This is a genomic window from Pseudomonas poae (assembly GCA_028869255.1).
In the GTDB taxonomy this organism is placed as follows: domain Bacteria; phylum Pseudomonadota; class Gammaproteobacteria; order Pseudomonadales; family Pseudomonadaceae; genus Aquipseudomonas; species Aquipseudomonas poae_C.
Map to the genome: position 1 here is coordinate 3,766,898 of CP110972.1, position 24,193 is coordinate 3,791,090.

Annotated in this window: 25 protein-coding genes and 2 pseudogenes; 15 read left to right on the top strand and 12 right to left on the bottom strand. The window is 60.3% G+C overall.

Features of this window, described 5'->3' with window-relative positions; translation table 11 throughout:
- The first annotated feature begins 29 nt into the window (after positions 1-29).
- The 3 genes from LRS56_16895 to LRS56_16905 all read left to right on the top strand — a co-directional run bounded on the left by LRS56_16895 (position 30) and on the right by LRS56_16905 (position 2,417).
- Positions 30-992, top strand: a complete 963-nt coding sequence (locus LRS56_16895; protein WDU60556.1) for a hypothetical protein — start codon at positions 30-32, stop codon at positions 990-992.
- Positions 993-1,147: 155 nt separating this feature from the next.
- Positions 1,148-1,753 (top strand): TetR/AcrR family transcriptional regulator, encoded by a 606-nt coding sequence (locus LRS56_16900; protein ID WDU60557.1) that lies wholly within the window; start codon positions 1,148-1,150, stop codon positions 1,751-1,753.
- A gap of 205 nt (positions 1,754-1,958) precedes the next feature.
- On the top strand, positions 1,959-2,417 hold the full coding sequence (locus LRS56_16905) for a transposase (GenBank protein ID WDU60558.1): 459 nt from the start codon (positions 1,959-1,961) through the stop codon (positions 2,415-2,417).
- A 110-nt stretch (positions 2,418-2,527) separates the two neighbouring features.
- Here LRS56_16905 and LRS56_16910 read toward each other — a convergent pair whose 3' ends face one another.
- Positions 2,528-2,968 carry a heme-binding protein gene (locus tag LRS56_16910; protein WDU60559.1) on the bottom strand — a complete coding sequence of 147 codons (441 nt, stop codon included), beginning with the start codon at positions 2,966-2,968 and terminating at the stop codon, positions 2,528-2,530.
- Positions 2,969-3,224: 256 nt separating this feature from the next.
- Here LRS56_16910 and gcl point away from each other — a divergent pair, with 256 nt between their 5' ends.
- The 8 genes and pseudogenes from gcl to LRS56_16950 all read left to right on the top strand — a co-directional run bounded on the left by gcl (position 3,225) and on the right by LRS56_16950 (position 12,593).
- Entirely contained in the window at positions 3,225-5,000 is a 1,776-nt protein-coding gene (gcl, locus tag LRS56_16915; protein ID WDU60560.1) for a glyoxylate carboligase, read from the top strand.
- Between the two features lie 10 nt (positions 5,001-5,010).
- Positions 5,011-5,793, top strand: coding sequence for a hydroxypyruvate isomerase (hyi, locus tag LRS56_16920; GenBank protein ID WDU60561.1), 783 nt, complete (start codon positions 5,011-5,013; stop codon positions 5,791-5,793).
- A 164-nt stretch (positions 5,794-5,957) separates the two neighbouring features.
- Positions 5,958-6,848: a 2-hydroxy-3-oxopropionate reductase gene (locus LRS56_16925; protein WDU60562.1), complete on the top strand. Its 891-nt coding sequence runs from the start codon at positions 5,958-5,960 to the stop codon at positions 6,846-6,848.
- Positions 6,849-6,957: 109 nt separating this feature from the next.
- Entirely contained in the window at positions 6,958-8,238 is a 1,281-nt protein-coding gene (locus tag LRS56_16930) for a glycerate kinase (GenBank protein WDU60563.1), read from the top strand.
- The gene (gene pyk / locus LRS56_16935; protein ID WDU60564.1) at positions 8,228-9,643 is read left to right on the top strand and encodes a pyruvate kinase; all 1,416 of its coding nucleotides are present in this window, start codon (positions 8,228-8,230) and stop codon (positions 9,641-9,643) included. Before LRS56_16930 ends, pyk begins: the two co-directional genes overlap by 11 nt.
- 109 nt (positions 9,644-9,752) lie before the next feature.
- A pseudogene (locus LRS56_16940) lies at positions 9,753-10,627 on the top strand (urea transporter).
- Between the two features lie 31 nt (positions 10,628-10,658).
- Positions 10,659-11,483, top strand: a complete 825-nt coding sequence (locus LRS56_16945) for an ion transporter (protein ID WDU60565.1) — start codon at positions 10,659-10,661, stop codon at positions 11,481-11,483.
- A gap of 105 nt (positions 11,484-11,588) precedes the next feature.
- Entirely contained in the window at positions 11,589-12,593 is a 1,005-nt protein-coding gene (locus LRS56_16950; protein WDU60566.1) for a sulfate ABC transporter substrate-binding protein, read from the top strand.
- Between the two features lie 68 nt (positions 12,594-12,661).
- Here LRS56_16950 and LRS56_16955 read toward each other — a convergent pair whose 3' ends face one another.
- On the bottom strand, positions 12,662-13,276 hold the full coding sequence (locus LRS56_16955; GenBank protein WDU60567.1) for a DUF5666 domain-containing protein: 615 nt from the start codon (positions 13,274-13,276) through the stop codon (positions 12,662-12,664).
- Between the two features lie 176 nt (positions 13,277-13,452).
- On the opposite strand from LRS56_16955, the gene LRS56_16960 reads away from it, so the two are divergent.
- A complete protein-coding gene (locus LRS56_16960; protein ID WDU60568.1) occupies positions 13,453-14,649 on the top strand; it encodes an MFS transporter in 1,197 nt (398 codons plus the stop codon).
- Positions 14,650-14,655: 6 nt separating this feature from the next.
- On the opposite strand, the gene LRS56_16965 is transcribed toward LRS56_16960, so the two are convergent.
- Both LRS56_16965 and LRS56_16970 read right to left on the bottom strand, forming a co-directional pair.
- A complete protein-coding gene (locus LRS56_16965; GenBank protein ID WDU60569.1) occupies positions 14,656-15,060 on the bottom strand; it encodes a type II toxin-antitoxin system HicB family antitoxin in 405 nt (134 codons plus the stop codon).
- 11 nt (positions 15,061-15,071) lie between these two features.
- Positions 15,072-15,260, bottom strand: a complete 189-nt coding sequence (locus LRS56_16970) for a type II toxin-antitoxin system HicA family toxin (protein WDU60570.1) — start codon at positions 15,258-15,260, stop codon at positions 15,072-15,074.
- A 255-nt stretch (positions 15,261-15,515) separates the two neighbouring features.
- Between LRS56_16970 and LRS56_16975 the strand changes: the two genes are divergently transcribed.
- Positions 15,516-16,388, top strand: coding sequence for a LysR family transcriptional regulator (locus tag LRS56_16975; GenBank protein WDU60571.1), 873 nt, complete (start codon positions 15,516-15,518; stop codon positions 16,386-16,388).
- Between the two features lie 27 nt (positions 16,389-16,415).
- Here the strand turns inward: LRS56_16975 and LRS56_16980 are convergent, their stop codons facing one another.
- The 7 genes and pseudogenes from LRS56_16980 to LRS56_17010 form a co-directional block, all read right to left on the bottom strand.
- Positions 16,416-16,877, bottom strand: a complete 462-nt coding sequence (locus tag LRS56_16980; GenBank protein ID WDU60572.1) for a M10 family metallopeptidase C-terminal domain-containing protein — start codon at positions 16,875-16,877, stop codon at positions 16,416-16,418.
- Positions 16,790-18,442 carry a M10 family metallopeptidase C-terminal domain-containing protein gene (locus LRS56_16985; protein ID WDU60573.1) on the bottom strand — a complete coding sequence of 551 codons (1,653 nt, stop codon included), beginning with the start codon at positions 18,440-18,442 and terminating at the stop codon, positions 16,790-16,792. Before LRS56_16985 ends, LRS56_16980 begins: the two co-directional genes overlap by 88 nt.
- Before the next feature lie 715 nt (positions 18,443-19,157).
- Positions 19,158-19,907, bottom strand: a complete 750-nt coding sequence (gene phnP, locus LRS56_16990) for a phosphonate metabolism protein PhnP (GenBank protein ID WDU60574.1) — start codon at positions 19,905-19,907, stop codon at positions 19,158-19,160.
- Positions 19,898-20,470 (bottom strand): phosphonate metabolism protein/1,5-bisphosphokinase (PRPP-forming) PhnN, encoded by a 573-nt coding sequence (phnN, locus tag LRS56_16995; protein ID WDU60575.1) that lies wholly within the window; start codon positions 20,468-20,470, stop codon positions 19,898-19,900. The genes phnP and phnN overlap by 10 nt, the downstream gene beginning before the upstream one ends.
- Complete coding sequence (locus LRS56_17000) at positions 20,470-21,519, bottom strand: alpha-D-ribose 1-methylphosphonate 5-triphosphate diphosphatase (protein WDU60576.1); 1,050 nt, start codon at positions 21,517-21,519, stop codon at positions 20,470-20,472. The genes phnN and LRS56_17000 overlap by 1 nt, the downstream gene beginning before the upstream one ends.
- A pseudogene (locus tag LRS56_17005) lies at positions 21,509-21,628 on the bottom strand (phosphonate C-P lyase system protein PhnL). Before LRS56_17005 ends, LRS56_17000 begins: the two are co-directional and overlap by 11 nt.
- Positions 21,629-21,815: 187 nt before the next feature.
- Positions 21,816-22,397, bottom strand: a complete 582-nt coding sequence (locus LRS56_17010; protein WDU60577.1) for a histidine phosphatase family protein — start codon at positions 22,395-22,397, stop codon at positions 21,816-21,818.
- A gap of 230 nt (positions 22,398-22,627) precedes the next feature.
- On the opposite strand from LRS56_17010, the gene LRS56_17015 reads away from it, so the two are divergent.
- Together LRS56_17015 and LRS56_17020 are read left to right on the top strand one after the other, a co-directional pair.
- Positions 22,628-22,957: a hypothetical protein gene (locus LRS56_17015; protein WDU60578.1), complete on the top strand. Its 330-nt coding sequence runs from the start codon at positions 22,628-22,630 to the stop codon at positions 22,955-22,957.
- A gap of 378 nt (positions 22,958-23,335) precedes the next feature.
- Complete coding sequence (locus LRS56_17020) at positions 23,336-23,611, top strand: DUF6124 family protein (GenBank protein WDU60579.1); 276 nt, start codon at positions 23,336-23,338, stop codon at positions 23,609-23,611.
- A 176-nt stretch (positions 23,612-23,787) separates the two neighbouring features.
- Here the strand turns inward: LRS56_17020 and LRS56_17025 are convergent, their stop codons facing one another.
- Complete coding sequence (locus LRS56_17025) at positions 23,788-24,180, bottom strand: hypothetical protein (protein WDU60580.1); 393 nt, start codon at positions 24,178-24,180, stop codon at positions 23,788-23,790.
- Between the last annotated feature and the right edge of the window lie 13 nt (positions 24,181-24,193).

Genomic DNA, 24,193 nt, shown 5'->3' on the forward strand with positions numbered 1-24,193 from the left:
GAAAAGTCTCGCGTTCAAATTGACAGGAAATGAAGCGTTCACTCAGCACCTTATTTCCGACGATGCACATTCAATTCAAGGTAACAAACATGCACATTAATAATCCGCGCCTTGACACGATCCAATTTCCTGGCAGTCCGTCCGCCGCCGCGAGTGCAGCACAACAAGCACCGGCTTCGGCCAAGGGCGTAGAGGCAAACACGCAAGTGCCGTCACCGAGTGGCAGGCCCTTGGGGGATAGGCGTACTGAGCTTGAGATCGAATACGACAATCCTATTCTCAACTCTGGCCCATTGTGGTTGAGCAACCCTTTCCCACCCGGAGGGAGCGCGAGCCGGGGCGAACTGCTTGATGACCTCAAGCGCCATGTTGGCGACTTCTCCCTCTCTAATCGAGACCTTGAATCCCGGGCCGACGCCATGTTCAACCTGGTTCAGGTCTTGAAGCATATTGACGCTGAACCCAACCAACGAGGCGACGGGCAACTGTCCGATGTTTCCACAGCCGGACAGCCTTCAGAACAAGACCGCGTGCGCGAATTTGCCGCCAAGGGTTATGGCGTTCTCAAGCCCCTGGATCAGGCCCCAACGCAGAACCCCGTCCCCACCGCCCATGCCGGGCTGGCACCTGGCGACAACCGTAGCCTTGAGCAAATTACCGCCAACCCTCTGTTCAAGGCGTTCGACGCACCCACCCCCAGCTCAGTGCTGAAGGACTTCCAGAAAGTACTCGGCGGGGATTGGAACAATCCCAAATTCCCCGAACACATTCGCAGGCATATCGCCGCAGATGCCGAGCGCGTTCTTCAATACATCGACAAGTCGGTGGGTGATGAACCCAAACGCAATAATGGAGTGGTCGAAGGCACTTTCCATAGTACGTATAAATTACTGGGCGAAACGTTGAGTCCAGAGGACTTTACCCTCGATAACTCCCCGGCCAGGAAGCTTGTGGAATTCAGCCAACAAGGCTATCGCGCACTAAGCAACTGACGCTGATCGCTGCAGCGCGTAGCAGAGTACGCGCTGTAGCCCTTGCGCAAGCGGCTGGCGACCTCGCCACGCCACGCCGGCAGGTTTCTTGAGCGCTGCGCAGAGCCGGTGCTACCATGCGCAACCGCCTGTCCTGGCAAGGAATCTTCTGGTTTATGAGCACCATTCGCGAGCGCAACAAAGAAAAGATCCTGCGGGCGGCGAGCGAGGAGTTTGCCGACAAGGGCTTTGCCGCGACCAAAACCAGCGACATCGCCGCCAAGGCCGGGCTGCCCAAGCCCAATGTCTATTACTACTTCAAGTCCAAGGACAACCTCTACCGCGAGGTGCTCGAAAGCATTATCGAGCCGATCCTGGCCGCCTCCACGCCGTTCAACCCCGAGGGTGAGCCGGCGGTGGTGCTGAGCAACTACATCCGCTCGAAAATCCGCATCTCCCGCGACCTGCCGTTTGCTTCCAAGGTATTTGCCAGCGAAATCATGCACGGCGCGCCGCACCTGAGCCGCGAGCAGGTCGAACAGCTCAACGCCCAGGCCAAGCACAATATCGACTGCATCCAGAGCTGGGTAGATCGCCACCTGATCGCAGCCATTGACCCTCACCATTTGATGTTCAGCATCTGGGCGGCGACCCAGACCTATGCGGATTTCGACTGGCAGATTTCCGCAGTGACCGGCAAGGACACGCTGGATGAAGCGGATTATGAGGCGGCGGCGCAGACGATTATTCGGTTGGTGCTCAAGGGGTGTGAGGTAGGCTGATGGATCGTGGAGCGGCCATCGCCGGCAAGCCAGCTCCCACACTGTCCTGCGTTGTACACAATATGAATTAACATCCCAAATCCCCTGTGGGAGCGGGCTTGCCCGCGATAGAGCCTAGCCAGACACATCCTGCCAAAAGCCTGCCGATCAGTATCAAGTTCCCCGATCTAGCCTCTCAGAACACAATCTCTAGAGAGGCCATGGAATGCCTGATCTGCCCGCTTCAAAGCGTCTGCGCATCGGACGCTATGACGAACCCAACCGCATCTACCTACTCACAACCAACACCCTTGATCGCGAACCTGTTTTCCAGGATTTCAGGCTAGGCCGACTGGTTGTCCAGCAATTCAGAAACGCCCAGAACCAAGGCCTGGCGACATCCTTGGCCTGGGTGGTCATGCCTGATCACTTCCACTGGCTTATCTCATTGGAAAAGGGCTCCCTTTGCGATCTGATGCGCCAGGTAAAATCCAAAAGTACTCGAATCATCAATGGCGTCGCTGGTCGCCAGGGCCGTCTCTGGCAATCTGGATTTCACGATCATGCCGTGCGCCGAGAGGAAAGCCTGGAAGGTATCGCCCGCTACATTGTGGCCAACCCATTGAGAGCGGGCCTGGTGAAGAAGTTTGGCGACTACCCCTTATGGGACGCGATCTGGCTTTGACTGTATACCGAGTCACCCCCATCGCGGGCAAGCCCGCTCCCACACTTTGAATGCATTCCAAGTGTGGGAGCGGGCTTGCCCGCGAAGGGGACAGACCCGTCACCCAAAAATCAAGCCGACACCCCCGCATCCGCCAACAACCCCACCCCCTCGATCGCCGTGATCGCGCACTGCTCATCGATATCCGATGTATCCCCGCTGATCCCGATCGCTCCCAGTACCACCCCGCCCTGATCCCGAATCAACACCCCACCCGGCGCCGGTACCACGCTGCCCTGGCCCAGGCTGTTCAACGCGGCGATAAACGCCGGGCGCTGTTGCGCGTCCAGTGCCAGCAAGCGTGAGCCTTTGCCCAGGGCGATGGCGCCCCAGGCCTTGCCGATGGCGATTTGCGGGCGCAGCAGGCTGGCGCCGTCTTCGCGTTGCAGGGTGATCAAGTGACCACCGCTGTCGAGCACCGCGATGGTCAGCGGCGCAGCAGAAATCGTGCGGCCTGCGGTGAGGGCCTGACTGGCCAGTTGGGTGGCGAGTTTCAAGGTTAAAGCGCTCATGGTGCCGTCCTTCTTTTGTTATCGGGAATGCGATGGAGGTCTGCTGGATCAGATGCTCGATTAAACAAATAGAACACAATGACATTTGTTTTTGTATACAATATTTTCAAACAAACGCTCCATATGTCGTAAAAAGCTGTTCCGACGAACGCAATGGCCAGCGAATAAAATGGATTGACCTGCGCCGCTCGCCGTGAATACACTTTGAACAGAAACCACTTGTATACAATTACAAAACGCAAGAGGCACCAAAATCATGAGCAAAATGAGAGCAATCGAAGCCGCCGTCCTGGTGATGCGCCGTGAAGGCGTGGACACCGCCTTCGGTATCCCAGGCGCCGCGATCAACCCGCTGTATTCAGCCCTGCAGAAAGTGGGTGGCATCGATCACGTCCTTGCTCGCCACGTTGAAGGCGCCTCGCACATGGCCGAGGGTTACACCCGCACCAAGGCCGGCAACATCGGCGTGTGCATCGGCACCTCGGGCCCGGCGGGCACCGATATGGTCACCGGCCTGTACAGCGCCTCGGCCGACTCGATCCCGATCCTCTGCATCACCGGCCAGGCCCCGCGTGCACGGATGCACAAGGAAGACTTCCAGGCCGTGGACATCACCAGCATCGTCAAGCCGGTGACCAAGTGGGCGACCACCGTGCTCGAACCCGGCCAGGTGCCCTACGCCTTCCAGAAAGCCTTCTATGAAATGCGTTCCGGCCGCCCCGGCCCGGTGCTGATCGACCTGCCATTCGACGTGCAGATGGCCGAGATCGAGTTCGATATCGACGCCTACCAGCCACTGCCCCTGGCCAAGCCATTGGCCACGCGCATCCAGGTGGAGAAAGCCCTGGCGCTGCTGGATCAGGCTGAACGCCCATTGCTGGTCAGCGGCGGCGGCGTGATCAACGCCGACGCCAGTGAACTGCTGGTGGAGTTTGCCGAACTGACCGGCATTCCCGTGATCCCGACCCTGATGGGCTGGGGCACCATCCCCGACGATCACCCGCTGATGGTGGGCATGGTCGGCCTGCAAACCTCCCACCGCTATGGCAACGCGACCATGCTCAAGTCGGACGTGGTGCTGGGCATCGGCAACCGCTGGGCCAACCGCCATACCGGTTCGGTGGAGGTCTACACCGAGGGGCGCAAATTTATTCACGTCGACATCGAGCCGACGCAGATCGGCCGCGTGTTCACCCCGGACCTGGGCATCGTTTCCGACGCCGGTTCGGCACTGACGATGTTTATCGAAGTGGCCCGCGAGTGGAAAGCCGCCGGCAAGCTCAAGGACCGCAGCGCCTGGCTGCATGACTGCCAGCAGCGCAAAGCCACCCTGCATCGCAAAACCCACTTCGACAACGTGCCGGTCAAACCGCAACGGGTGTACGAAGAGATGAACCAGGTGTTCGGCAAAGACACCTGCTACGTCAGCACCATCGGCCTGTCGCAGATTGCCGGCGCGCAATTCCTGCACGTCTACAAGCCGCGCCACTGGATCAACTGCGGCCAGGCGGGCCCGTTGGGCTGGACCATCCCGGCGGCGCTGGGCGTGGTCAAGGCCGACCCGAGCCGCAAAGTCGTGGCACTGTCGGGCGACTACGACTTCCAGTTCATGATCGAAGAGCTGGCGGTGGGCGCACAGTTCAAGCTGCCGTACATCCACGTGGTGGTGAACAACTCCTACCTCGGGTTGATCCGTCAGGCCCAGCGCGGGTTTGAAATGGACTACTGCGTGCAGCTGTCTTTCGACAACCTCAACGCCCCGGAACTCAACGGTTATGGGGTGGACCACGTGGCCGTCGCCGAGGGCCTGGGCTGCAAGGCCCTGCGCGTATTCGAGCCGGGTCAGATCCAACCCGCGTTGCGCAAGGCGCAGGACATGATCGAGGAGTTCAAGGTGCCGGTGATCGTCGAAATCATCCTGGAGCGCGTGACCAATATCTCCATGGGCACCGAGATCAACGCCGTCAACGAATTCGAAGATCTGGCGCTGGTCGGCAACGATGCGCCGACCGCCATTTCCCTGCTCGATTAAGGAGAGCCCTATGCCGCGCTTCGCCGCCAACCTGTCCATGCTGTTTACCGAGCAGGACTTTCTCGCCCGCTTCAAAGCCGCCGCCGACGCCGGTTTCGAAGGCGTTGAGTACCTGTTCCCGTATGAATTCAGCTCGGCCGAGATCAAGGCGCAGTTGGACGCCAACGGCCTGACCCAAGTGCTGTTCAACCTGCCGGCCGGTGACTGGGCCAAGGGCGAACGCGGCCTGGCGTGCCACCCGGAGCGGGTCGAGGAGTTCCGCGCCGGGGTCAAGCTGGCCATCGCCTATGCCCAAGTACTGGGCAATACGCAGATCAACTGCCTGGCGGGGATTCGTCCCGCCGGTGTGGATGACGCAACGCTGGAAAAAACCTTTGTCGCCAACCTCAAATACGCCGCCGACAAGCTGCAAGCGGCGGGCATCAAGCTGGTGATGGAAATGATCAACACCCGCGACATCCCGGGCTTCTACCTGAACAACACCGCCCAGGCCCTGTCGATTCGCGAGCAGGTGGGCAGCGCCAACCTGTTCCTGCAATACGACATCTATCACATGCAAATCATGGAAGGCGACCTGGCCCGCACCATGGCCGCGCACCTGGACGAAATCAACCACATCCAGCTCGCCGACAACCCCGGGCGCAACGAACCCGGCACCGGCGAGATCAACTACCGCTTCCTGTTCGAACATCTGGACCGCATCGGTTACCAGGGTTGGGTCGGCTGCGAGTACAAGCCGCTGACCACTACCGAAGCGGGTCTGGGCTGGCTCAAAACCCACAACGCGATCTAACCGACACACCACAGAACAATGTGGGAGCTGGCTTGCCTGCGATGCAGACACCGCGGTGTGTCAGGCATGACCAGTTGATGCCATCGCAGGCAAGCCAGCTCCCACCGTAGATTTCCTGTGTTGGCAGACTGGCCTGCCCATCGAATAAAAAGAGGATTTTAATCATGGCTAAAATCGGATTTATCGGCACCGGCATCATGGGCCAACCCATGGCCGCCAACCTGCAGAAAGCCGGTCATCAACTGTTTCTTTCCGAACACCACGGCAAGGCGCCTGCCGAGCTGATCAGCGCCGGTGCCGTGGCCCTGGCCAACCCGCAGCAAGTGGCGCAGGAAGCCGAGTTCATTATCGTGATGGTGCCCGACACCCCACAGGTCGATGACGTGCTGTTCCGCGCCGACGGTGTCGCTGCCGGTTTGTCGCCGAACAAAGTGGTGATCGACATGAGTTCGATCTCCCCCACCGCGACGAAGGCCTTTGCCGCGAAGATCAACCAGACCGGCGCGCAGTACCTGGATGCGCCGGTGTCCGGCGGTGAAGTCGGCGCCAAGGCCGGCAGCCTGAGCATCATGGTCGGTGGCCAGCCGCAGACTTTCGAACGCGCCTTGCCGTTGTTCCAGAGCATGGGCAAGAACATCACCCTGGTCGGCGGCAACGGCGACGGCCAGACCGCCAAGGTAGCCAACCAGATCATCGTCGCGCTGAACATCCAGGCAGTGGCTGAAGCGCTGCTGTTCGCCTCGAAAAACGGCGCCGACCCGGCCAAGGTGCGTGAAGCCCTGATGGGCGGCTTTGCGTCGTCGAAAATCCTGGAAGTGCATGGCGAACGGATGATCAAGGGCACCTTCGATCCGGGCTTCCGTATCAACCTGCACCAGAAGGACCTGAACCTGGCACTGGCCGGCGCCAAGGAACTGGGGATCAACCTGCCGAACACGGCCGGCACCCAACAGGTGTTCAGCACTTGCAAGGCGATTGGCGGCGGCAACTGGGACCACTCGGCACTGATCAAGGGACTGGAGCATATGGCGAACTTTTCGATTCGCGATAAATAAGCCTTCACTTGAAATGCGATCCAGTGTGGGAGCTGGCTTGCCTGCTCCCACCTTTTGACCTGGTTCCAAGTCACACACCTAATAACAAGAATCCTCCGGGAGCCCGCTTATGTCGGTCGATCCGCAACACCTGCTTCGCGAGCTGTTTGCCGCAGCCATCGACGCTGCCCACCCCCGGCAAGTCCTTGAACCTTATCTGCCCACCGACCGCAGCGGCCGAGTGATCGTGATCGGAGCGGGCAAAGCCGCAGCCGCCATGGCGCTCGTGGTCGAGAACTGCTGGCAGGGCGACATTTCGGGCCTGGTGGTGACCCGCTACGGCCATGGCGCGCCGTGCAAAAAAATCGAAGTGGTCGAAGCCGCCCACCCGGTGCCCGATGCGGCGGGCCTCGCCGTGGCCCAGCGCGTGCTGGCGTTGATCAGCAACCTTGGCGAAGACGACCGCGTGATTTTCCTGCTGTCCGGCGGCGGTTCGGCCTTGCTGGCCCTGCCCGCCGAGGGCATCAGCCTGGCCGACAAGCAAGCGATCAACAAAGCCCTGCTCAAATCCGGCGCGACCATTGGCGAGATGAACTGCGTGCGCAAGCACCTCTCGGCGATCAAGGGCGGTAGGCTGGCCAAGGCTGCATGGCCGGCGACGGTCTACACCTACGCAATCTCCGATGTGCCGGGCGACCAGGCCAGCGTGATCGCCTCCGGCCCCACGGTCGGCGACCCCAGCACCTCGCAGCAAGCCCTGGCGATTCTCAAGCGTTACGGCATTGAGGCCCCGGCCTCCGTGCGTAGCTGGTTGCAGAACCCCGCCTCGGAAACCATCAAGCCCGGCGACCCGGTGCTCGCCCGCAGCCACTTCCAACTGATCGCCCGCCCGCAGCAGTCGCTGGAAGCGGTGGCGGTAAAAGTGCGCCAGGCCGGGTTCAGCCCGCTGATCCTCGGCGACCTGGAAGGCGAAGCCCGGGACGTGGCCAAGGTGCACGCCGGCATTGCGCGGCAAATTGTGCAGCATGGCCAGCCGCTGGCCGCGCCGTGCGTGATCCTCTCCGGCGGTGAAACCACCGTCACCGTACGCGGCAATGGCCGTGGCGGGCGCAACGCCGAATTCCTGCTGAGCCTGACCGACAGCCTCAAAGGCCTGCCCGGCGTGTATGCGCTGGCCGGCGACACCGATGGCATCGACGGCTCCGAGGACAACGCCGGCGCGATCATGACGCCCTGCAGCCATGCCCGCGCCGAAGCCCTGGGCCTATCGGCCAGCGATGAGTTGGATAACAACAATGGCTACGGCTATTTCGCCGCCCTCGACGGGTTGATCGTCACCGAGCCAACGCGCACCAACGTCAACGACTTCCGCGCCATTCTGATCCTTGAGACTGCCAAACATGACGCCTGACAAAAAGGTCAAAATCCTCGCCACCCTGGGCCCGGCCACCGACGGCATCGATGACATCCGCGAGCTGGTGGAAGCCGGCGTGAATATTTTCCGCCTCAACTTCAGCCACGGCGAGCACGCCGATCACGCCCAGCGCTACCAGTGGATTCGCCAAGTGGAACGCCAGCTGAATTACCCGCTGGGTATCCTGATGGACCTGCAGGGGCCGAAGTTGCGGGTCGGGTGCTTTGCCGAGGGCAAGGTGCAACTGGTGCGTGGCCAGGCCCTGCGCCTGGACCTGGACCCGACGCCCGGTGATCAATGCCGGGTCAACCTGCCCCACCCGGAAATCATCGCGGCGCTGGAGCCCGGCATGGACCTGCTGCTGGATGACGGCAAGCTGCGCCTGCGGGTGATCACCAAACATGCCGACGCTATCGACACCACCGTGCTGAATGGCGGCGAATTATCCGACCGCAAAGGCGTGAACGTCCCACAAGCCTTGCTGGAACTCAGCCCATTGACCGCCAAGGATCGCCGCGACTTGAGCTTCGGCCTGGAACTGGGCGTGGACTGGGTGGCGCTGTCGTTTGTGCAGCGCCCGGAAGATATCCGCGAGGCCCGCGAGTTGATCGGCGACAAGGCCTTCCTGATGGCCAAGATCGAGAAGCCGTCCGCCGTGCAACGCCTGCGGGAAATCGCCGAACTGAGCGACGCAATCATGGTGGCCAGAGGCGACCTGGGCGTCGAAGTGCCTGCCGAGAGCGTGCCGCAAATCCAGAAAGACATCATCAGCACCTGCCGCCAGCTGGGTAAACCGGTGGTGGTGGCCACGCAGATGCTCGAATCCATGCGTTTCTCCCCGGCGCCGACCCGTGCTGAAGTCACCGATGTAGCCAACGCCGTGGCCGAAGGCGCAGACGCGGTGATGCTGTCGGCGGAAACCGCGTCGGGCGAGTACCCGCTGGAAGCCGTGCAGATGATGAGCAAGATCATCCGCCAGGTGGAAAACGGCCCGGACTACCAGGCCCAACTGGATGTGAGCCGGCCCAAGGCGGATGCCACGGTGTCGGACGCCATCAGCTGCGCGATCCGCCGCATCAGCAGCATCCTGCCGGTGGCGGTGCTGGTGAACTACAGCGAGTCCGGCAGCTCGAGCCTGCGCGCAGCGCGGGAACGGCCGGTGGCGCCGATCCTCAACCTCACGCCGAACCTGTCCACGGCGCGGCGTTTGAGCGTGGCGTGGGGCGTGCACTCGGTGGTCAACGATCGGCTGCGCCAGGTAGATGAGGTGTGTTCCACCGCGCTGGAAATCGCCCAGGCGCAGGGCATGGCGCAGCGCGGGGATACTTTGGTGATTACTGCGGGGGTGCCGTTCGGGCAGCCGGGTTCGACCAATTCCTTGCGTATCGAGACGTTGATCTAGCGCCTGTAAGGGCCCCATCGCGAGCAAGCCCGGCTCCCACAACACCGTCAAATGTGGGAGCTGGCTTGACTGCGATTGGGGGCGACTCGGTCTCACTGACTAAACCACCATGCACAACCCAACCTGCCCCGACTGGGCCGAAGCCCTGCTCAATGGCTTCAGCCAGATCTTCCTGCAACGCCAACCGCTGTGCGGCCTGCTGTGCCTGCTGGCCATCCTGGTCGGCGCCCCGGCCTTGCTCGGCGGTGCGTTGCTGGGTGGCGTCGCCGGCTTGCTCACGGCCCAGCGCCGGGGTTACCCCAAGGCCGAGCGTCAGGCCGGGCTTTATAGCTATAACGGGGTGCTGCTGGGCTTGTTGATCAGCCAGCATTTCGCCTGGTCGGCTATGTTGCCGCCACTGATCCTGGCGTGCGGCGGCCTGGGTGCGATCCTGACGCGCCAATGGCTGAAACACGCGACCCGGCCCGATGACCTGCCCGCCTACACCGCGCCGTTTGTCGGCCTGGGCTGGTTGCTGATGGGCCGCGTGCCACAGAGCACCGTCGCCCTGAGCGACCCCGACACCCTGGCCGTGCTCACCGCACCGTTTACCGGGCTCGCACAAGTCATGCTGCTGGACCAGCCGCTGGCGGGCGCCTTGATCGCCCTGGGTCTGCTGCTGGCCAACCGTCGCGCCGCCTTTTGGGCGCTGTTCGGCGCCAGTGCCGGGGGCTGGTCGCCCTGCTGCTGGATGAACCCGCCGGCGCCCTGCTTGGCCTGCACAGCTACAACCCGGCGCTGGCCGCCCTGGCCCTGAGCCAAGTGCAGCGCCAACCCTGGCTACCGTTGCTCGGCATCCTGCTGGCGATCATCCTCACCCCAGGCTTCGCGGCACTGCACCTGCCTGCGCTGACCGCGCCGTTCATCCTCGCCTGCTGGCTGGTGCGCGCCGGCCGCCGAATACTCAGGAAACCCCGCATGGACAGCCCCTTCGAATCCCCCTAGGCTTGCCCGATATTCAATGCAGGCGGGATTTATGGACAGCAACAACGACTGGCGCCAGCGGCTCTACGTCATGGTTTTTCAAAGCGACACGGTTGCCGGGCGGCGCTTTGACGGCATCCTGCTGCTGATCATCCTCGCCAGCCTGGTGATCGTGATGCTCGACAGCATCGACCAGGTGCATCAGAACTACTCCGATGTGCTGGCCTATATCGAGTGGGGCTTTACGCTGATCTTTCTGATCGAGTACGGCCTGCGCCTGTACTGCTCGCCCAAGCCATTGCGCTATGCCTTCAGCTTTTACGGGCTGGTGGATTTGCTGGCTATCGTCCCCGGGATCCTCGCGCTGTATTACAGCGACGCGCAGTACCTGCTGATCATCCGCATCATCCGCATGCTGCGGATCTTCCGCGTGCTCAAGCTCAGCCCGTACCTCAAGCAGGCCAATTACCTGATGGCCGCGCTGCGCGGCAGCAAGCAGAAGATCGTGGTGTTCCTGGTCAGCGTGTGCACCCTGGTGACGGTGTTCGGCACCTTGATGTACGTGATCGAGGGCCCGGAACACGGTTTTACCAGCATCCCCAAAGGCATCTATTGGGCGATCGTGACCCTGACCACCGTAGGCTTTGGCGATATCGTGCCCAAGACCCCGTTGGGCCAGGTGATTTCGTCGCTGGTGATGATCACCGGTTACTCGATCATCGCCGTGCCCACCGGTATTTTCACCGCCGAACTGGCGAGTGCCATGCGCGGAGAACAGCTGCAAACCGACTGCCCGGTGTGCAAGAAAAACAGCCATGAGCCCAACGCGGCGTTTTGCTCGCGCTGTGGCAACGCTCTTTTTAAGAAAGTGGAATAAGCAAAGTTCGTTTTAATCTTTAAGCGTCTATGCAGCCCCGGCTATAGTCGCTGGCAAAATGCCCCCACTCAAACGACAACCTTCTCGAACAACAAGGAATGAGCAGTGAAAAAACTCGTAAGCGCCTCTCTCCTGGCCGCCGGCCTTGCCCTGGCGGGCGCCGTCCAGGCTGCCCCCGTCACACTGCTCAACGTCTCCTACGACGTGATGCGCGATTTCTACAAGGACTACAACGCCGCCTTCCAGAAACATTGGGAAGCCGAGCACCCGAACGACAAGTTGACCCTACAGATGTCCTTCGGCGGCTCCAGCAAACAAGCGCGCTCGGTAATCGACGGCCTGCCGGCTGACGTGATCACCATGAACATGGCCACCGACATCAATGCCCTGGTCGACAACGGCAAACTGGTGCCTGACAACTGGGTCACCCGCCTGCCGAACAACAGCGCGCCGTTCACCTCCGCCACCGTGTTTATTGTGCGCAAAGGCAACCCGAAAGCCCTGAAAGACTGGCCGGACCTGCTTAAAGATGGCGTGCAAGTGATCGTGCCCAACCCGAAAACCTCGGGCAATGGCCGCTACACCTACCTCTCGGCCTGGGGCTACGTGCTGAAAAACGGCGGCGACGAAAACAAGGCCAAGGCCTTTGTCGGCAAGCTATTCAAGCAAGCCCCGGTACTGGACACCGGCGGCCGTGCGGCGACCACCACGTTCATGACCAACCAGATCGGCGACGTGCTGGTGACCTTTGAAAACGAAGCAGAAATGATCGCCCGTGAATTTGGCCGTGATCAGTTCGAAGTGATCTACCCAAGCGTGTCCGCCGAAGCTGAGCCGCCGGTGTCGGTGGTCGACAAAGTGGTTGAGAAGAAAGGCACCCGCGTGGCGGCCGAAGACTACCTGAGATACCTGTGGTCGCCGGAAGGCCAGGAAATCGCGGCCAACAACTACCTGCGCCCACGTGATCCCAAGGTACTGGCCAAGTACACCGACCGCTTCCCGAAAGTCGACTTCCTGTCGGTGGAGAAGACCTTTGGTGACTGGCGCACCGTGCAGAAAACCCACTTCAATGATGGTGGGGTTTTCGATCAGATCTATTCCGGTCAATAACTGAAGAAACGCGATAAAAACTGTGGGAGGGGCACCGCCCCTCCCACAGTTGGTTTTATGTTGGGCAGTTACATCGGCGGTGTGACGCCGTCTTTACCGGCCGAGATGGCCTGGGCGGTGATAATGCCATCCGCCCCCTGCGCCGCAAACAACACCACCTTCGTCCCCGGCTTGAGCAAACTGCGATCACCTGGCTCCAGGTTGACGATCGGCACATCATCCGGCACCACGATCTTCTGCTCGCCGCCCTTGTACTTGACGGTCAAGGTTCGCCCGTTGCTGACCACCAGGTCGCCGACGGTGCCGTTGGTCATGCTGCTGCCTTCTTTCAAATCAAACGCCCGGTGCCCGTCGCCTGTGCCGGCCATGGCCGGTGGAAACACGTGCACTTCGAGGGCGGTCAAGGTGCCGTCCGAATTGGGCATGGCGGCCGAGCCGATATAGCTGCCGGGCTTGATCTCGTCGATCTTGGCCAGCGTTACGGCACGGACCTGGGTGTCTTTGGTCAGGTGCACAGTCACCTCTTCGCCGCTGTTTACCTTGACATGCATCGCGTCGCCGTCGATCGCGGTGATGGCGCCGCGTACACCGACCCGCGGCGCATCGGCGGCCTGAGCCAAGCCTACGGCCATGGCCGCAGCGAGGGTTGAAGCCAGGAGCATCTTGTTCAACGTGATTTTCATTGCAGTGGATTTCCTGTTTCGGCAGTTGTGTCTGAATGTATCATTGGCGCTCGCGCAGAAAGTTAACGATTCACTCATCATTACCGGGCATGAGTGTTATCACTGCCAGCGGCCTACTCTGGCTACGGTGTTGTCTTTAGGCTCGCCCCACTTTCATTCGCATTTATGAGAACACCATGAACGCTACGACCCACGCTACAAGCACCATGACCCGGAGCATGGTGATGCTGTTTGCGTTTTGCTGCGGCGCCATCGTCGCCAACATCTACTACGCGCAGCCGATCATCGAACTGATTGCGCCGGACATCGGCCTCACGCCGGCAATGGCCAGCCTGATCGTATCCCTCACGCAAATCGGTTATGCCCTGGGCCTGTTCTTCCTGGTGCCCCTGGGTGACCTGCTGGAAAACCGCAAGCTGATGATCACCACCACCGTGGTGGCAATCGCCAGCCTACTGGGCGCGGCGTTTACCGAGCAGCCGAATTTGTTCCTTCTTGTGTCGCTGCTGATCGGATTCAGTTCCGTCTCGGTACAAATTCTGATCCCGCTGGCCGCCCATCTGGCGCCGGCAGAGTCCCGCGGCCGGGTCGTCGGCAGCATCATGGGCGGCCTGTTGCTCGGCATCCTGCTGGCACGGCCGGTGTCCAGCGTGGTGGCGGACCACTTCGGCTGGAGAGCGATGTTCATGGCGGCAGCCGCATTGATGGCGTTTATCAGCGTGGTGCTGATGCTGACCATCCCCCAGCGCCAGCCGGATCACAGCGCCAGCTATGGCCAACTGCTGCGCTCGCTGGGCACCCTGCTGCGCCGGCAGCCGGTGCTGCGCCAACGAGCGTTCTACCAAGGCGGCATGTTCGCCACCTTCAGCCTGTTCTGGACTGCTGCGCCATTGGAGCTGGCGCGTAATCACGGCCTGAGCCAAAGCGAGATCGCGCTGTTTGCCCTGGTCGGTGCCTTGGGCGCCATCGCCGCGCCGATCGCCGGGCGCCTGGCCGATGCCGGCCACACCCACCGCGCCTCGCTGCTGGCGATGCTGTTTGCCGCACTGAGCTTCCTGCCGGCCTTTGTGCACCCGCTGTACAGCGTGATCGGCCTGGCAGTCACCGGCGTGGTGCTGGACTTCTGCGTGCAGATGAACATGGTGCTCGGGCAACGCGCCATCTACGCCCTCGACGCCAACAGCCGCAGCCGCCTGAATGCGCTGTACATGACCAGCATCTTCATCGGCGGTGCCTTCGGCTCGGCCATCGCCAGCAGCGTGTACGAACACGGCGGCTGGTTGGGAGTGATGCTGGTGGGCAGTGCGTTCCCACTGCTGGCCTTGTTGCGGTTCCTGAGTGCTTCGCGTGGCGCCGCTGTCGCCACCGCCTGATTGCCGTTACGAACGCACCAACTTCTCCAAAGCCGCGTCCGCCAGAAATGACGAGCGGCTTTTGACCTTGTGCTCGCGCACATACCGGTCGATGCGCTGAATGACATAACCGGGCAAGGTCACATTGACCTTCTCGGTTTTGCCCAGATAGGGCGAGATGTCCAACTCCAACATGCCCCAGCCCATCCCGGCGTAGTCTTCGTGGGCGTGGTGGTTGGCCACCGACGTCGGCATCGGAATCACCCCACCCTCTGCGGCGATCTCCTGCAACAGGATGTGCGCTACTTCCACAGCGGCGTTGTACGCCTCTTCAAAACTGTCCCCGGCGGTGACCGCACCTGGAATATCGGGGATCTGAATGCCGGTGGCGATGAAGTCGTCGCCCCATTCGATACAGATTGGGTATTGCATGCATGCTCTCCTTAAAACTGAAACAGCCCGGCGCGTTTCCTGATGCTTGTGACGGTGCCCAAGGGCAGGTCCTTTTTTGGATGCGGCACCGGGATCGTGTACGGGCTATAGCGGTGCGTAAAAATATGATGACTGCCCGTCACCCGATCCAGCACCCAACCTGCCTCTTGGAGCTCCTTGATCAATAGCCTGCTTTGCACTCCAGCCTCCTTGGCTTGGCCCGAATAAAAGTAACCCTAGAGTTATCTTTACTCAAGCACAAAATCACCGATCGCGACTGGCGGTTGTTTTACCGGATATTGAAAGCTGAGGATTTAGTCCTGGATGGCATAGGTCCCGACTCTTAGTGACCGGCAAGGACCGCGTGATTCGTTACGCCGAGGTCAACCCCGATTACACTCAACGCCCAGCCCCCTCACTCGCCATGCCCCTGCCCCACCAAGAAAGGACACCCGATGGACCGCCTCACCGCCATGGAAACCTTTGTCCACGTCGTCGAAACCGGCTCGTTCTCGGCCGCAGCCAAACGCCTGGGCATCGGCCAGCCCGCCGTATCCAAGAGCATCGCGCAACTGGAAGCGCGCCTGGCGGTACGGCTGGTATTGCGCTCCACCCGGGGCCTGACGCCCACCGAGGCGGGCCTGGCATTTTTCGAGAAAGCCAAGCGTGCCATCGACGAAGCCAACGACGCCGCCCGTGGCGCCGGCGCGGGCCTGTCGGGCAACCTGCGCGTCAGCGCGGCGGTGACCTTCGCCCGCATGCACATCATTCCGCACCTGGGGCCGTTCCTGGAGCAATACCCGGGCGTGAATGTGGACGTGGTGCTCGACGACCGTAACCTTAGCCTGGTGGAAGAAGGCATCGACGTCGCCCTGCGCATGGGCAACCTGGATGATTCAAGTCTTACGGCGCGCAAGATCGGCGAGTCGCCCTGCGTCGTCCTCGGCACCCCGGCGTATTTCGAACGCTTCGGCGAACCCGTCACCCCGGCGGATCTGCTGCAACACCAGGCAATCATCTATACCCGTGGCGAAGGCTCGCACTGGACCTTCACTCAAGGCGACACGCAATACCCCCTCGTCGCCCACGGCCGCGTGCGCGTCACCGCGGCAGAAGGTGTGCGCGCAGCCGTGCTGAGCCATTTGGGGCTGACCCTATCGTCAACCTGGATGTTTGCCCCGGAGTTGGCCAGCGGCGAGGTAAAGACCGTGCTGACCGACTGGCACTTGCCCGCCCGGGACCTATGGGCGGTGTTCCCCACGGGCCGAATGGCGAGTGCCAAGGCGCGGGCGTTTGTGGAGTATGTGCATGCGCTGATCAATGCCTAAGCCCGCCAGCGCCTGCGCGTGTTGTTCTCAGCGCGGGCGCGTCGTCAGGCCACGTACATCCTGCGGCCGGATCAAACGGGCGCTTTCAAGCAGGAAATTTGACTGACGCTGCCCCAACAGATCGATGCCCACCACGTAAAGGCCGCTCTGTGCGTGATACTTCACGACCGTATCGCCTATACGCCCCGTGTAGGCCTCCACCAGGCGCAAAGGTGTTGCGTACTCGGTTGCCAGTGCCGTCAGATCAATGGTGTCCTGGCCACTGGTGAAATCCATGATCAGGTCGGCATCGTCATAAGTCGAGTCACTGGCTTGGTCATATTTGAACGTGTTTCGGCCACCCACTCCCCAGAGTTCATCCCCTCCGGCGCCACCGGTGAGCACGTTATTCGCCCTGTTGCCTATGAGCCTGTCGCTGCCTGAGCCGCCGATGGCGTTTTCCACAGTGACGCCTTTAGCGATGGCGACGTTATTGCGCAGGCCACCCACGCTCGAGGTTGCGTCTTGGCGCAAGTCGATACTCTGGCTCTGCTTGAAACCGGAAAATCCAGGGTGTCATTGCCGCCAGCGTCCCTTACCACGAAACGGGGCGCACCGCTCAGCGCATGCAGGCTGCTGGCACTGTCACCCGTGTTGGCGTTGAACCCATAGACCGTATCGCCAGGGTTGAGGGCAGGTGCTGGCTTCGGTTTGGGTGTCGGCACCGTATCGTCATGCTCGGACAGCCCGCCAGCGAGAATGTCACTGGCCTGAACCCGCCCCACGCACTTGATAAACAAATCAGCTTTGCCATTACCCGTGAGGTCAAGGCTCAAGCTGCCCTGCCCGCGGCTGGGGTCATGGCTCAACACGATTTCGCCGGCTCGCCCGCTAAACTGCTCGACGACTTTGAAATGCGTGATTGAGGAGTTTTTCAATACGCCGGATAGATCAATCTTGTCTGTACCGCTGGTGAAATCGAGTATTTCGTCCGGCCTGGCAAGCGTTGATTCGTTCGCCTTGTCGTAAGCGAAAACATCCGCGCCTCCGCCACCTCTCAGGCGGTCCGCACCGACGCCCCCGCGCAGCCTGTTGCCCACCTCGTTGCCAATGATGTGGTCGTCACCCGAACCACCGATAGCGTTTTCCAGGATAACGCCCTTGGCGATGGAGACATTGCCTTTCAAACCGCCAACATCGGAATACGACTGGGCACGCAGATTGATTGTCTGACGCTGGGAAAACCCGGAAAAGTCCAGCGTGTCATTGCCCCCGCCATCCCATATTGAAAAGATCGGTTTGTCATTCCGGGATTTCAGCCTCATGTGCTCACGATCGGCGTTGGCGTTAAAACCGTAGGTAGTATCCGTTTTCCGGGTGTTCAGGTTGGCTCCGTAGAGTTTCTGTATGGCCGCAATATCATCCTTCATTGGCGTTGAAGGTTGGTCCCCCTTGAAATCATGACCCGGCTGATTGGTTTCGCTCCAATAGCTCATGACGCTGTGGGCTCTGGTGTCTTGCTGGTAAACGGTATCTTCATAGCTGTGCACATTTTTACCGTAGTCGCCCGGGTGCCCCAGACCCAACGCATGTCCCAATTCGTGAAGGGTCGTCAATGTAAAATAGTCGCCCTTTCTGGGAGCCTCCCAGGCGTCCTCCGTTCCAATAACAGTGGTCATGTTACGGTGAGACCTAGAGGGCAAATGCGATACGCCTCCACTGGTGGCAGGATCGGCTTTAATGTCGATTGAACCGTCTGCGGAGGCTGAACGTTCTTTGAATACAATATGGGCCAACTCCTGCCAGTCTTGCAGTGCTTGGCGGATGGAGGCTTTTTGTTGCGTAGAAAAGCGTTCGTCCAACGTAAAAGACAATTCAATTTTCTTGTCGCCATTACGATCGTAGTGCCGATAGCCCCCTCGCAGGATCTGCATGGCCGCCTCGTCCGTGCTAAAAGAGGGTTTATCCACGACCGCCTTGGAAGGCGTCGCAAGATCAGCGGAAGCGGGAACATTCAACGTTGGGTGTACAGCCTCTTGCGCATGATAATTAACAAGTGAATTAGCGACTTTCATAAACCCTCTTCCGAGCAACACTGCAATCAACCGAGAGGCTAAGCTCCCATATAAAAAAATATAACGCCAGACCTGAAAACCTCCAACCCGCGAGCATTAAACATTCCGAAACATACAACAAATTTATTCACACACAAATATTCACTCACACTCTTTGAAAATCGCTTAACCGGCCAAAAACTATAGACTCAACAAAAGAACCAAAACATATAAATCTACAATCACCTGAAAACTTCGCCACTACTTGGAAATAAAACTCTACACACTCAGGCGTGCACCGACCGCGCAGGTGGGAGAGCCCAGAATTCAGGCCTCTTATTTGAAAACGAGGGATACGGCCAGTAACCGCAATGGCGAATGTCAGCCCATACGCTCGACTGACGCAGTAACGCCTAGTTCCCCACAGGAATAAAGCGCAAAAAAACAACCGAAAATAAAACTAAAAGACTGCAAAGCAATAGATTTTACACTTACAAAATAAATCCGAAAAAAATATAAAAAACACCTACCCACAACCAAGCAACTGATTCATCCAGCACATTAAAACACTCAGCCACTTCCTTAATCGAGACCAGGCATTAAAAAACAGTGTAAGACCGGAGCTGACTTTCAGTTCTTTAAGGAAAATTTCCCGCTATCAGCTTCCTTATCTCTGACAGGTTCCACACCGGTATTTTTCAATGCATTGCATCTGCCCGCTGCGGAGTTGCGCTACCTAGATAACCCGCCCATCCCACCCCACCGACACATGCCGCGGCAACTCGCACCGATGCGCCAGCAGCCACGCATCCAGCGTATGCCCCACATGGGTCAACACGCCCAGCTGCGCACCGGTGTCCTCAATGCTTTGCAGCGCCAAGGTCAGGTCATTGTGATTGCGCGGTGCGTGCGGCTGCGGCGGCATGGAGCAATCGAGCACCAGCACGTCCAGCGGTTCGCGTTGCAACCAGGCCAGTGTGGCCGGTGGCAGGCCGACGGTGTCGGTGAGGTAGGCGATGCGCCGCCCCTGGCCTTGCAGCAGGTAACCCAGGGTCGGTTTAGAATGCTGCAACGGCAACGCGGTAACGCTTAACTCAGCAAACTGCCGGGTCTCGAACGCGGCGAACGGCTGGCTGAAATCGAGAATGCCGGGGTGTTTGTAGAGGTCGGACAAACCTTCCGGGTCCGCCGGGCCATGCACCGGGATCACCAGGCCCTGGCCCCAGCGCAAATGCAGCAAGCCTTGCGCGTGATCGGCGTGATAGTGGGTTTGGAAAATCCCGTTGAAACTGCGCGGCGCGAAGCGCTCGGTGAGGTCGGGCAAGCCGCTGTCGATCAGCCAGCGCTGGTCGCCGCATTCGATCAACGCGCTGCACGGCAGGCGGCGCAGGCTGGCATCGCTGCGGGCCAGACCGCACGCAGCGCATTCACAGCCATACACCGGGACTTGCCGTGCGTCGCCAGTGCCCAGCAGGGTCAGGCGCATGCCGAATGCCCGTGGTCCAGGCAGCACAGCAGGCGCTCGACCGTGTGTTCCAGGGGGCCGGAATTGTCCAGCACAAACAACCCCGAACCATTGCCGGCGATCAGTTGCGCGGTAAACCGCGCATTGCGCGCCAGGCGCTCCTCGATATCCGCCAGGGACTCACGCCCGCGAGCGATCAGGCGCTGGCGCAACACGGCTTGATCAACCGTCAGCAGCAACACCAGCAAGGTCGGGTATCGCTCACGGGTTTGCGCCAGATGCGCACGGGAGCCGTTGACCAGCACGTCGTCCCCCGCCGCCAGCCACGCGTCGATTTCCCCGGGAATGCCGTAGGACAGCCCATTCGCCTGCCAACTGAGGGCAAACGCGCCCTCGACCTGCAGCGCGGCAAACTGCTCCGGGCTCACGCCCTGAGCCGCCTCGCCCACCGCCTCCGCCGAGCGCGTGATCACGCGGCGCACGATACGGCAACCGCGCTCGGCCAAGCGAGGGCGTGCGGCATCCAGCAGGCTGTCCTTGCCCGAACCGGATGGCCCGATGAGATAGATCAACCTGCCCGCCATCAAAACACCCTCTTTGCCTGTCGCCAGACTTGTTGCACTACAGGAAGCCCTTCACGGCTGCGGGCTTGCACCAGGTCCGCACGCAAGCCAATGGCAATTTCACCGCGATCATCCAGACCCGCCGCTTGCGCAGGCGCCAGGCTGATCATCTTGACCGCCCGCGACAGGTCGCCGCCGTCTTGTTGATCGGCCAGCACAAACGCGGCCTGCAACAGGCTGGCCGGGTAGTAGTCACTGGAAAGTATATCCAGCAAGCCCTCGGCAGCCAGGCCGGCGGCGGCCACATTACCCGAGTGCGACCCACCGCGCACCACGTTCGGCGCGCCCATCAAGACTTTCATGTTCAGCGCCTGGCAGCCCTTCGCGGCTTCCAGGGTGGTGGGGAATTCGGCGATGGCGGCGCGGTAACGGTCGCTGTACGCCCGGGAGTTGACCATCTGCAGCACGATAAACGCGTCCATGGTTTCGTCGTTCAGGTGGTATTTGCCCATGTAGTACTCACGGTACTTGGATTCAAGCACAAACTGGCGCTGGCCCGGCGAATGGTCCATCACCGACACCAGCCGTACCAGCGGGTTTTCCACCAGGTCGCGGAACACGCTGAGAGTGTCCGGGTGGCACAGCTCGCAGCGCAGGTGCAGGTGGTGTTCGGCGCGGGTCAAGCCGGCGCCTTCGGCCTGGGCGATCGCGTCGAGCATTGCCGGCAGCTTTTTCATGCGGTTGCCCTTGGGGTTCACGTCACCGATGGAGACCGCGTCGAACACCGTGGTGATCCCCGCCGCGATGATCTGCGCGTCATGGCTGAGCACCGCCGAGATCGACGGCCAGTCCACGCCGGGGCGCGGGGTCATGTGTTTTTCCAGGTTGTCGGTGTGCAACTCCACCAGCCCCGGCAGCAGTACATCACCGCCCAAGTCCTGGGCCTGGGGCAATTGGCTGCGGCCTTCGGCGATATCGTCGATCTTGCCGTCACGCAACACCACGCAGCCGATGAACATGCGCTCAGCCGTGACGATCTGGGCGTTACTAAGGATCTGTTCAGCGGGCATGGGCGTATTCCTCTTGCGCAGCGGGCGTTGGGGTCATGTCGAAATGGCGGTCGGCGACCGCTTCACGGGCAGCGCGGTCGTGAAAGATGCCGATCAGCGCGGCGCCGGCCAGGCCACCATGAAACCGCGATTTGATGAAAGGTTGCAGCGAGCAGGATTTTTGTGGCGAGCGGGCTTGCCCGCGTTGGGCTGCGCAGCAGCCCTAATGAAAGCGCCGAGTTAATTCAGGCAGAACGCATCGCCAGGTCATGGGGCCGCTTCGCAGCCCAACGCGGGCAAGCCCGCTCGCCACGAAGTCAGAGTGGTGCAGTCGCTGGAAGCGCCATAACTTTGAAATCGTCCAAAACCAGCATCTCCCCATTCGAAAGCTGCCAATTGAAGAAATCCGAAAAGTCGCCGCTGGCTAACGCACGAACCACCTTAGCGACAAAGCCATGTGCTACCAGCAACACAACACTGGATGGATAGCGCTCTGCCAACTCCACCAAGCCTTGATGTACACGGGTCACCACCTCGGCAATCGACTCACCACCCGTTGGCCCCGCCGCCCATTGCCGCGTTATGTTCTGCGCCCAGAGAGCTGGGTGCAGGGCCTTGGCTTGCGCCTGGGTCAAACCCTCGAAAACCCCCACATCGCGCTCGCGAAAGCGGTCCATCGTCACAAGCTCGAGGTGCAACTCTCGGTTGAGAATCTGCGCCGTTTGCTGGGCTCGCAGGCGTGGGGAGACGATCAACGCGTCAATGCCGTCGGGCAATTCCTTGCTCAGCGTTAAAGCCTGCTCCCTGCCCCGTTCCGTGAGTTGAGGATCGAGTGCACCGAGATAGCGGTGCTCGGCGTTGGCCCAGGTTTCGCCGTGGCGTATGACATAGAGGTGCATGAGGTCGGTCTCGGGAAGGCTTGAGGTCGGGATGGTAATAACTGATTAGAAAGGTCGAAACTCGTTTGCAGGCGCAAGTTTTAATTACATATGGGTCTAAACAACTGTCAGAAGTAACAGGTACTTAGTCTTTAGATTGTGATTAGAGTTAACCATCGCGACTACCAGTCAGAGCACCATAGTGAAGAGCCTGGAGGAGCGACTTTATAAAGTCTCTGGGAGTGATGAAAATGAAAATCTCCAAAAAACAGCTATTGCCATGTGCATCACTATTACTAATTATGGTCAGTGCCCATGGTTTTGCCGAAGATGATTGCCCCACGGCATTCATGAAAAGTTCAGCGGCGCAAACTTGCAGTGGGAACGAAGTGACTACTGAAATTCCCGCTGGCACCTGCAATTTTGACCAGACGTGCTTGGGAAAAGGTACGTTCAGCAGTGCTGGCGGCAAGTGGATGCGTACATCACCAGACCGGGCAAGAAATATAGTTTCGGTACCATTGAAATATGTAAAACAGCTTGTTAACTGCGACAGCATGTTATCTACCGTAGGTTGTTAGTTAGCGAACTATTTGCTCTCGCCAGCAGTAGGTCAACAGTTTCGGGCAAAATAAGGCAGCGGACTGATCATTCCCACGCTTCGTGCGGGAATGCCGCTTTAGACTTTTCCTACAATCTCTGAAGGTTGCAGTTGCTATTACTCACCGTTAGCCTCTCGCAGTCGCTGCTCATCAGCGATCAGGCTTGGTCGCCTGGGTTAGAATGGCGCACAGTGCCGCGCAAGCGGCATTATTGTGTTCGCGTTATGGCGAGCTGTGCGTGGGAGGGCTTAAGCCCTGCCGGGTTTCCATTCCCTGGTCGACCAACCTACGTACAGCTCACCACCCTCCTGCTTGGTCGCGGATGTGGTGAGCTCCAACTGAATGGAGATTTACTGCATGAAAAAAGTCACTCCAAATCCCCCGCAATCCACCCCGGATGACACCCCACAAACCCCACCCAACCTCCTCTTCACCGTCCGCCCCGGCCTCAGCACTGAAGCAGCCTTGAGCAATGCCAGCGAGATGCTGGAATCGGCGACTGTGTGTGCGTACGACTGCGCCGAGCACTTGGAGGGCATAGGCCGCAAGCAGGTGCTGGCGGTGGTGCAGATGATTGAAATTGCGCAGTTGTTGGTGGATCAAGCACTGAATCGGGAGTGTCCGGTAGCCTGAAGGCTGAGGAGATTTCCCGTGGGAGCTGGCTTGCCGGCGATAGCGGTGGATCAGGTGATAAATGACTGGCTGATACACCGCCATCGCGGGCAAGCCCGGCTCCCACATTGGTTCTGCAGTGGTTGGAAGCATGTATTTCAAAGGCATGAAAAAGGCGACCCGAAGGTCGCCTTTTGTCATTGCGCGTACTGCTTGCTCAACCCCGGCGGCACGCCGTGCACGTCGGTGTCTTCCCAGGGCCCGTTCGGGCTGATGGAGCGGCTCCAGCCGTTGCTCCAGCGGTAGTAGGTGCGCTGGCGGTAGAAGGTGTCGGGCTGCTCTTCCAGCACATACACCTGCATCTTGCCGTCCCAGTGGCTGGCGGCGCCCGGTGGTGGGGCGAAGGTTGGCGAGGAGCTTGGCAGCGGTTTCGGCGCCGGCGTCACCGGGCCGGAGGGCTTGGTGCTCGGCTGGGTCGACGGGCCCGACGGTGGGATGGTCGGGCCGGTAGGCGCGGGAGGTCGGTGGACCGCACAAGCGCTCAGCCCCAATACCAGGCTGAACAGGGTGATACGTGCAAGAGCGGTCATAGGCACTTCCTCG

Bases quoted from the DNA above. Each gene is read 5' to 3' on its own strand.
- LRS56_16895 (WDU60556.1), top strand. From the start codon at position 30: ATGAAGCGTTCACTCAGCACCTTATTTCCGACGATGCACATTCAATTC.
- LRS56_16900 (WDU60557.1), top strand. From the start codon at position 1,148: ATGAGCACCATTCGCGAGCGCAACAAAGAAAAGATCCTGCGGGCGGCG.
- LRS56_16905 (WDU60558.1), top strand. From the start codon at position 1,959: ATGCCTGATCTGCCCGCTTCAAAGCGTCTGCGCATCGGACGCTATGAC.
- LRS56_16910 (WDU60559.1), bottom strand. From the start codon at position 2,968: ATGAGCGCTTTAACCTTGAAACTCGCCACCCAACTGGCCAGTCAGGCC.
- gcl (WDU60560.1), top strand. From the start codon at position 3,225: ATGAGCAAAATGAGAGCAATCGAAGCCGCCGTCCTGGTGATGCGCCGT.
- hyi (WDU60561.1), top strand. From the start codon at position 5,011: ATGCCGCGCTTCGCCGCCAACCTGTCCATGCTGTTTACCGAGCAGGAC.
- LRS56_16925 (WDU60562.1), top strand. From the start codon at position 5,958: ATGGCTAAAATCGGATTTATCGGCACCGGCATCATGGGCCAACCCATG.
- LRS56_16930 (WDU60563.1), top strand. From the start codon at position 6,958: ATGTCGGTCGATCCGCAACACCTGCTTCGCGAGCTGTTTGCCGCAGCC.
- pyk (WDU60564.1), top strand. From the start codon at position 8,228: ATGACGCCTGACAAAAAGGTCAAAATCCTCGCCACCCTGGGCCCGGCC.
- LRS56_16945 (WDU60565.1), top strand. From the start codon at position 10,659: ATGGACAGCAACAACGACTGGCGCCAGCGGCTCTACGTCATGGTTTTT.
- LRS56_16955 (WDU60567.1), bottom strand. From the start codon at position 13,276: ATGAAAATCACGTTGAACAAGATGCTCCTGGCTTCAACCCTCGCTGCG.
- LRS56_16960 (WDU60568.1), top strand. From the start codon at position 13,453: ATGAACGCTACGACCCACGCTACAAGCACCATGACCCGGAGCATGGTG.
- LRS56_16965 (WDU60569.1), bottom strand. From the start codon at position 15,060: ATGCAATACCCAATCTGTATCGAATGGGGCGACGACTTCATCGCCACC.
- LRS56_16975 (WDU60571.1), top strand. From the start codon at position 15,516: ATGGACCGCCTCACCGCCATGGAAACCTTTGTCCACGTCGTCGAAACC.
- LRS56_16985 (WDU60573.1), bottom strand. From the start codon at position 18,442: ATGAAAGTCGCTAATTCACTTGTTAATTATCATGCGCAAGAGGCTGTA.
- phnP (WDU60574.1), bottom strand. From the start codon at position 19,907: ATGCGCCTGACCCTGCTGGGCACTGGCGACGCACGGCAAGTCCCGGTG.
- phnN (WDU60575.1), bottom strand. From the start codon at position 20,470: ATGGCGGGCAGGTTGATCTATCTCATCGGGCCATCCGGTTCGGGCAAG.
- LRS56_17000 (WDU60576.1), bottom strand. From the start codon at position 21,519: ATGCCCGCTGAACAGATCCTTAGTAACGCCCAGATCGTCACGGCTGAG.
- LRS56_17010 (WDU60577.1), bottom strand. From the start codon at position 22,397: ATGCACCTCTATGTCATACGCCACGGCGAAACCTGGGCCAACGCCGAG.
- LRS56_17015 (WDU60578.1), top strand. From the start codon at position 22,628: ATGAAAATCTCCAAAAAACAGCTATTGCCATGTGCATCACTATTACTA.
- LRS56_17020 (WDU60579.1), top strand. From the start codon at position 23,336: ATGAAAAAAGTCACTCCAAATCCCCCGCAATCCACCCCGGATGACACC.
- LRS56_17025 (WDU60580.1), bottom strand. From the start codon at position 24,180: ATGACCGCTCTTGCACGTATCACCCTGTTCAGCCTGGTATTGGGGCTG.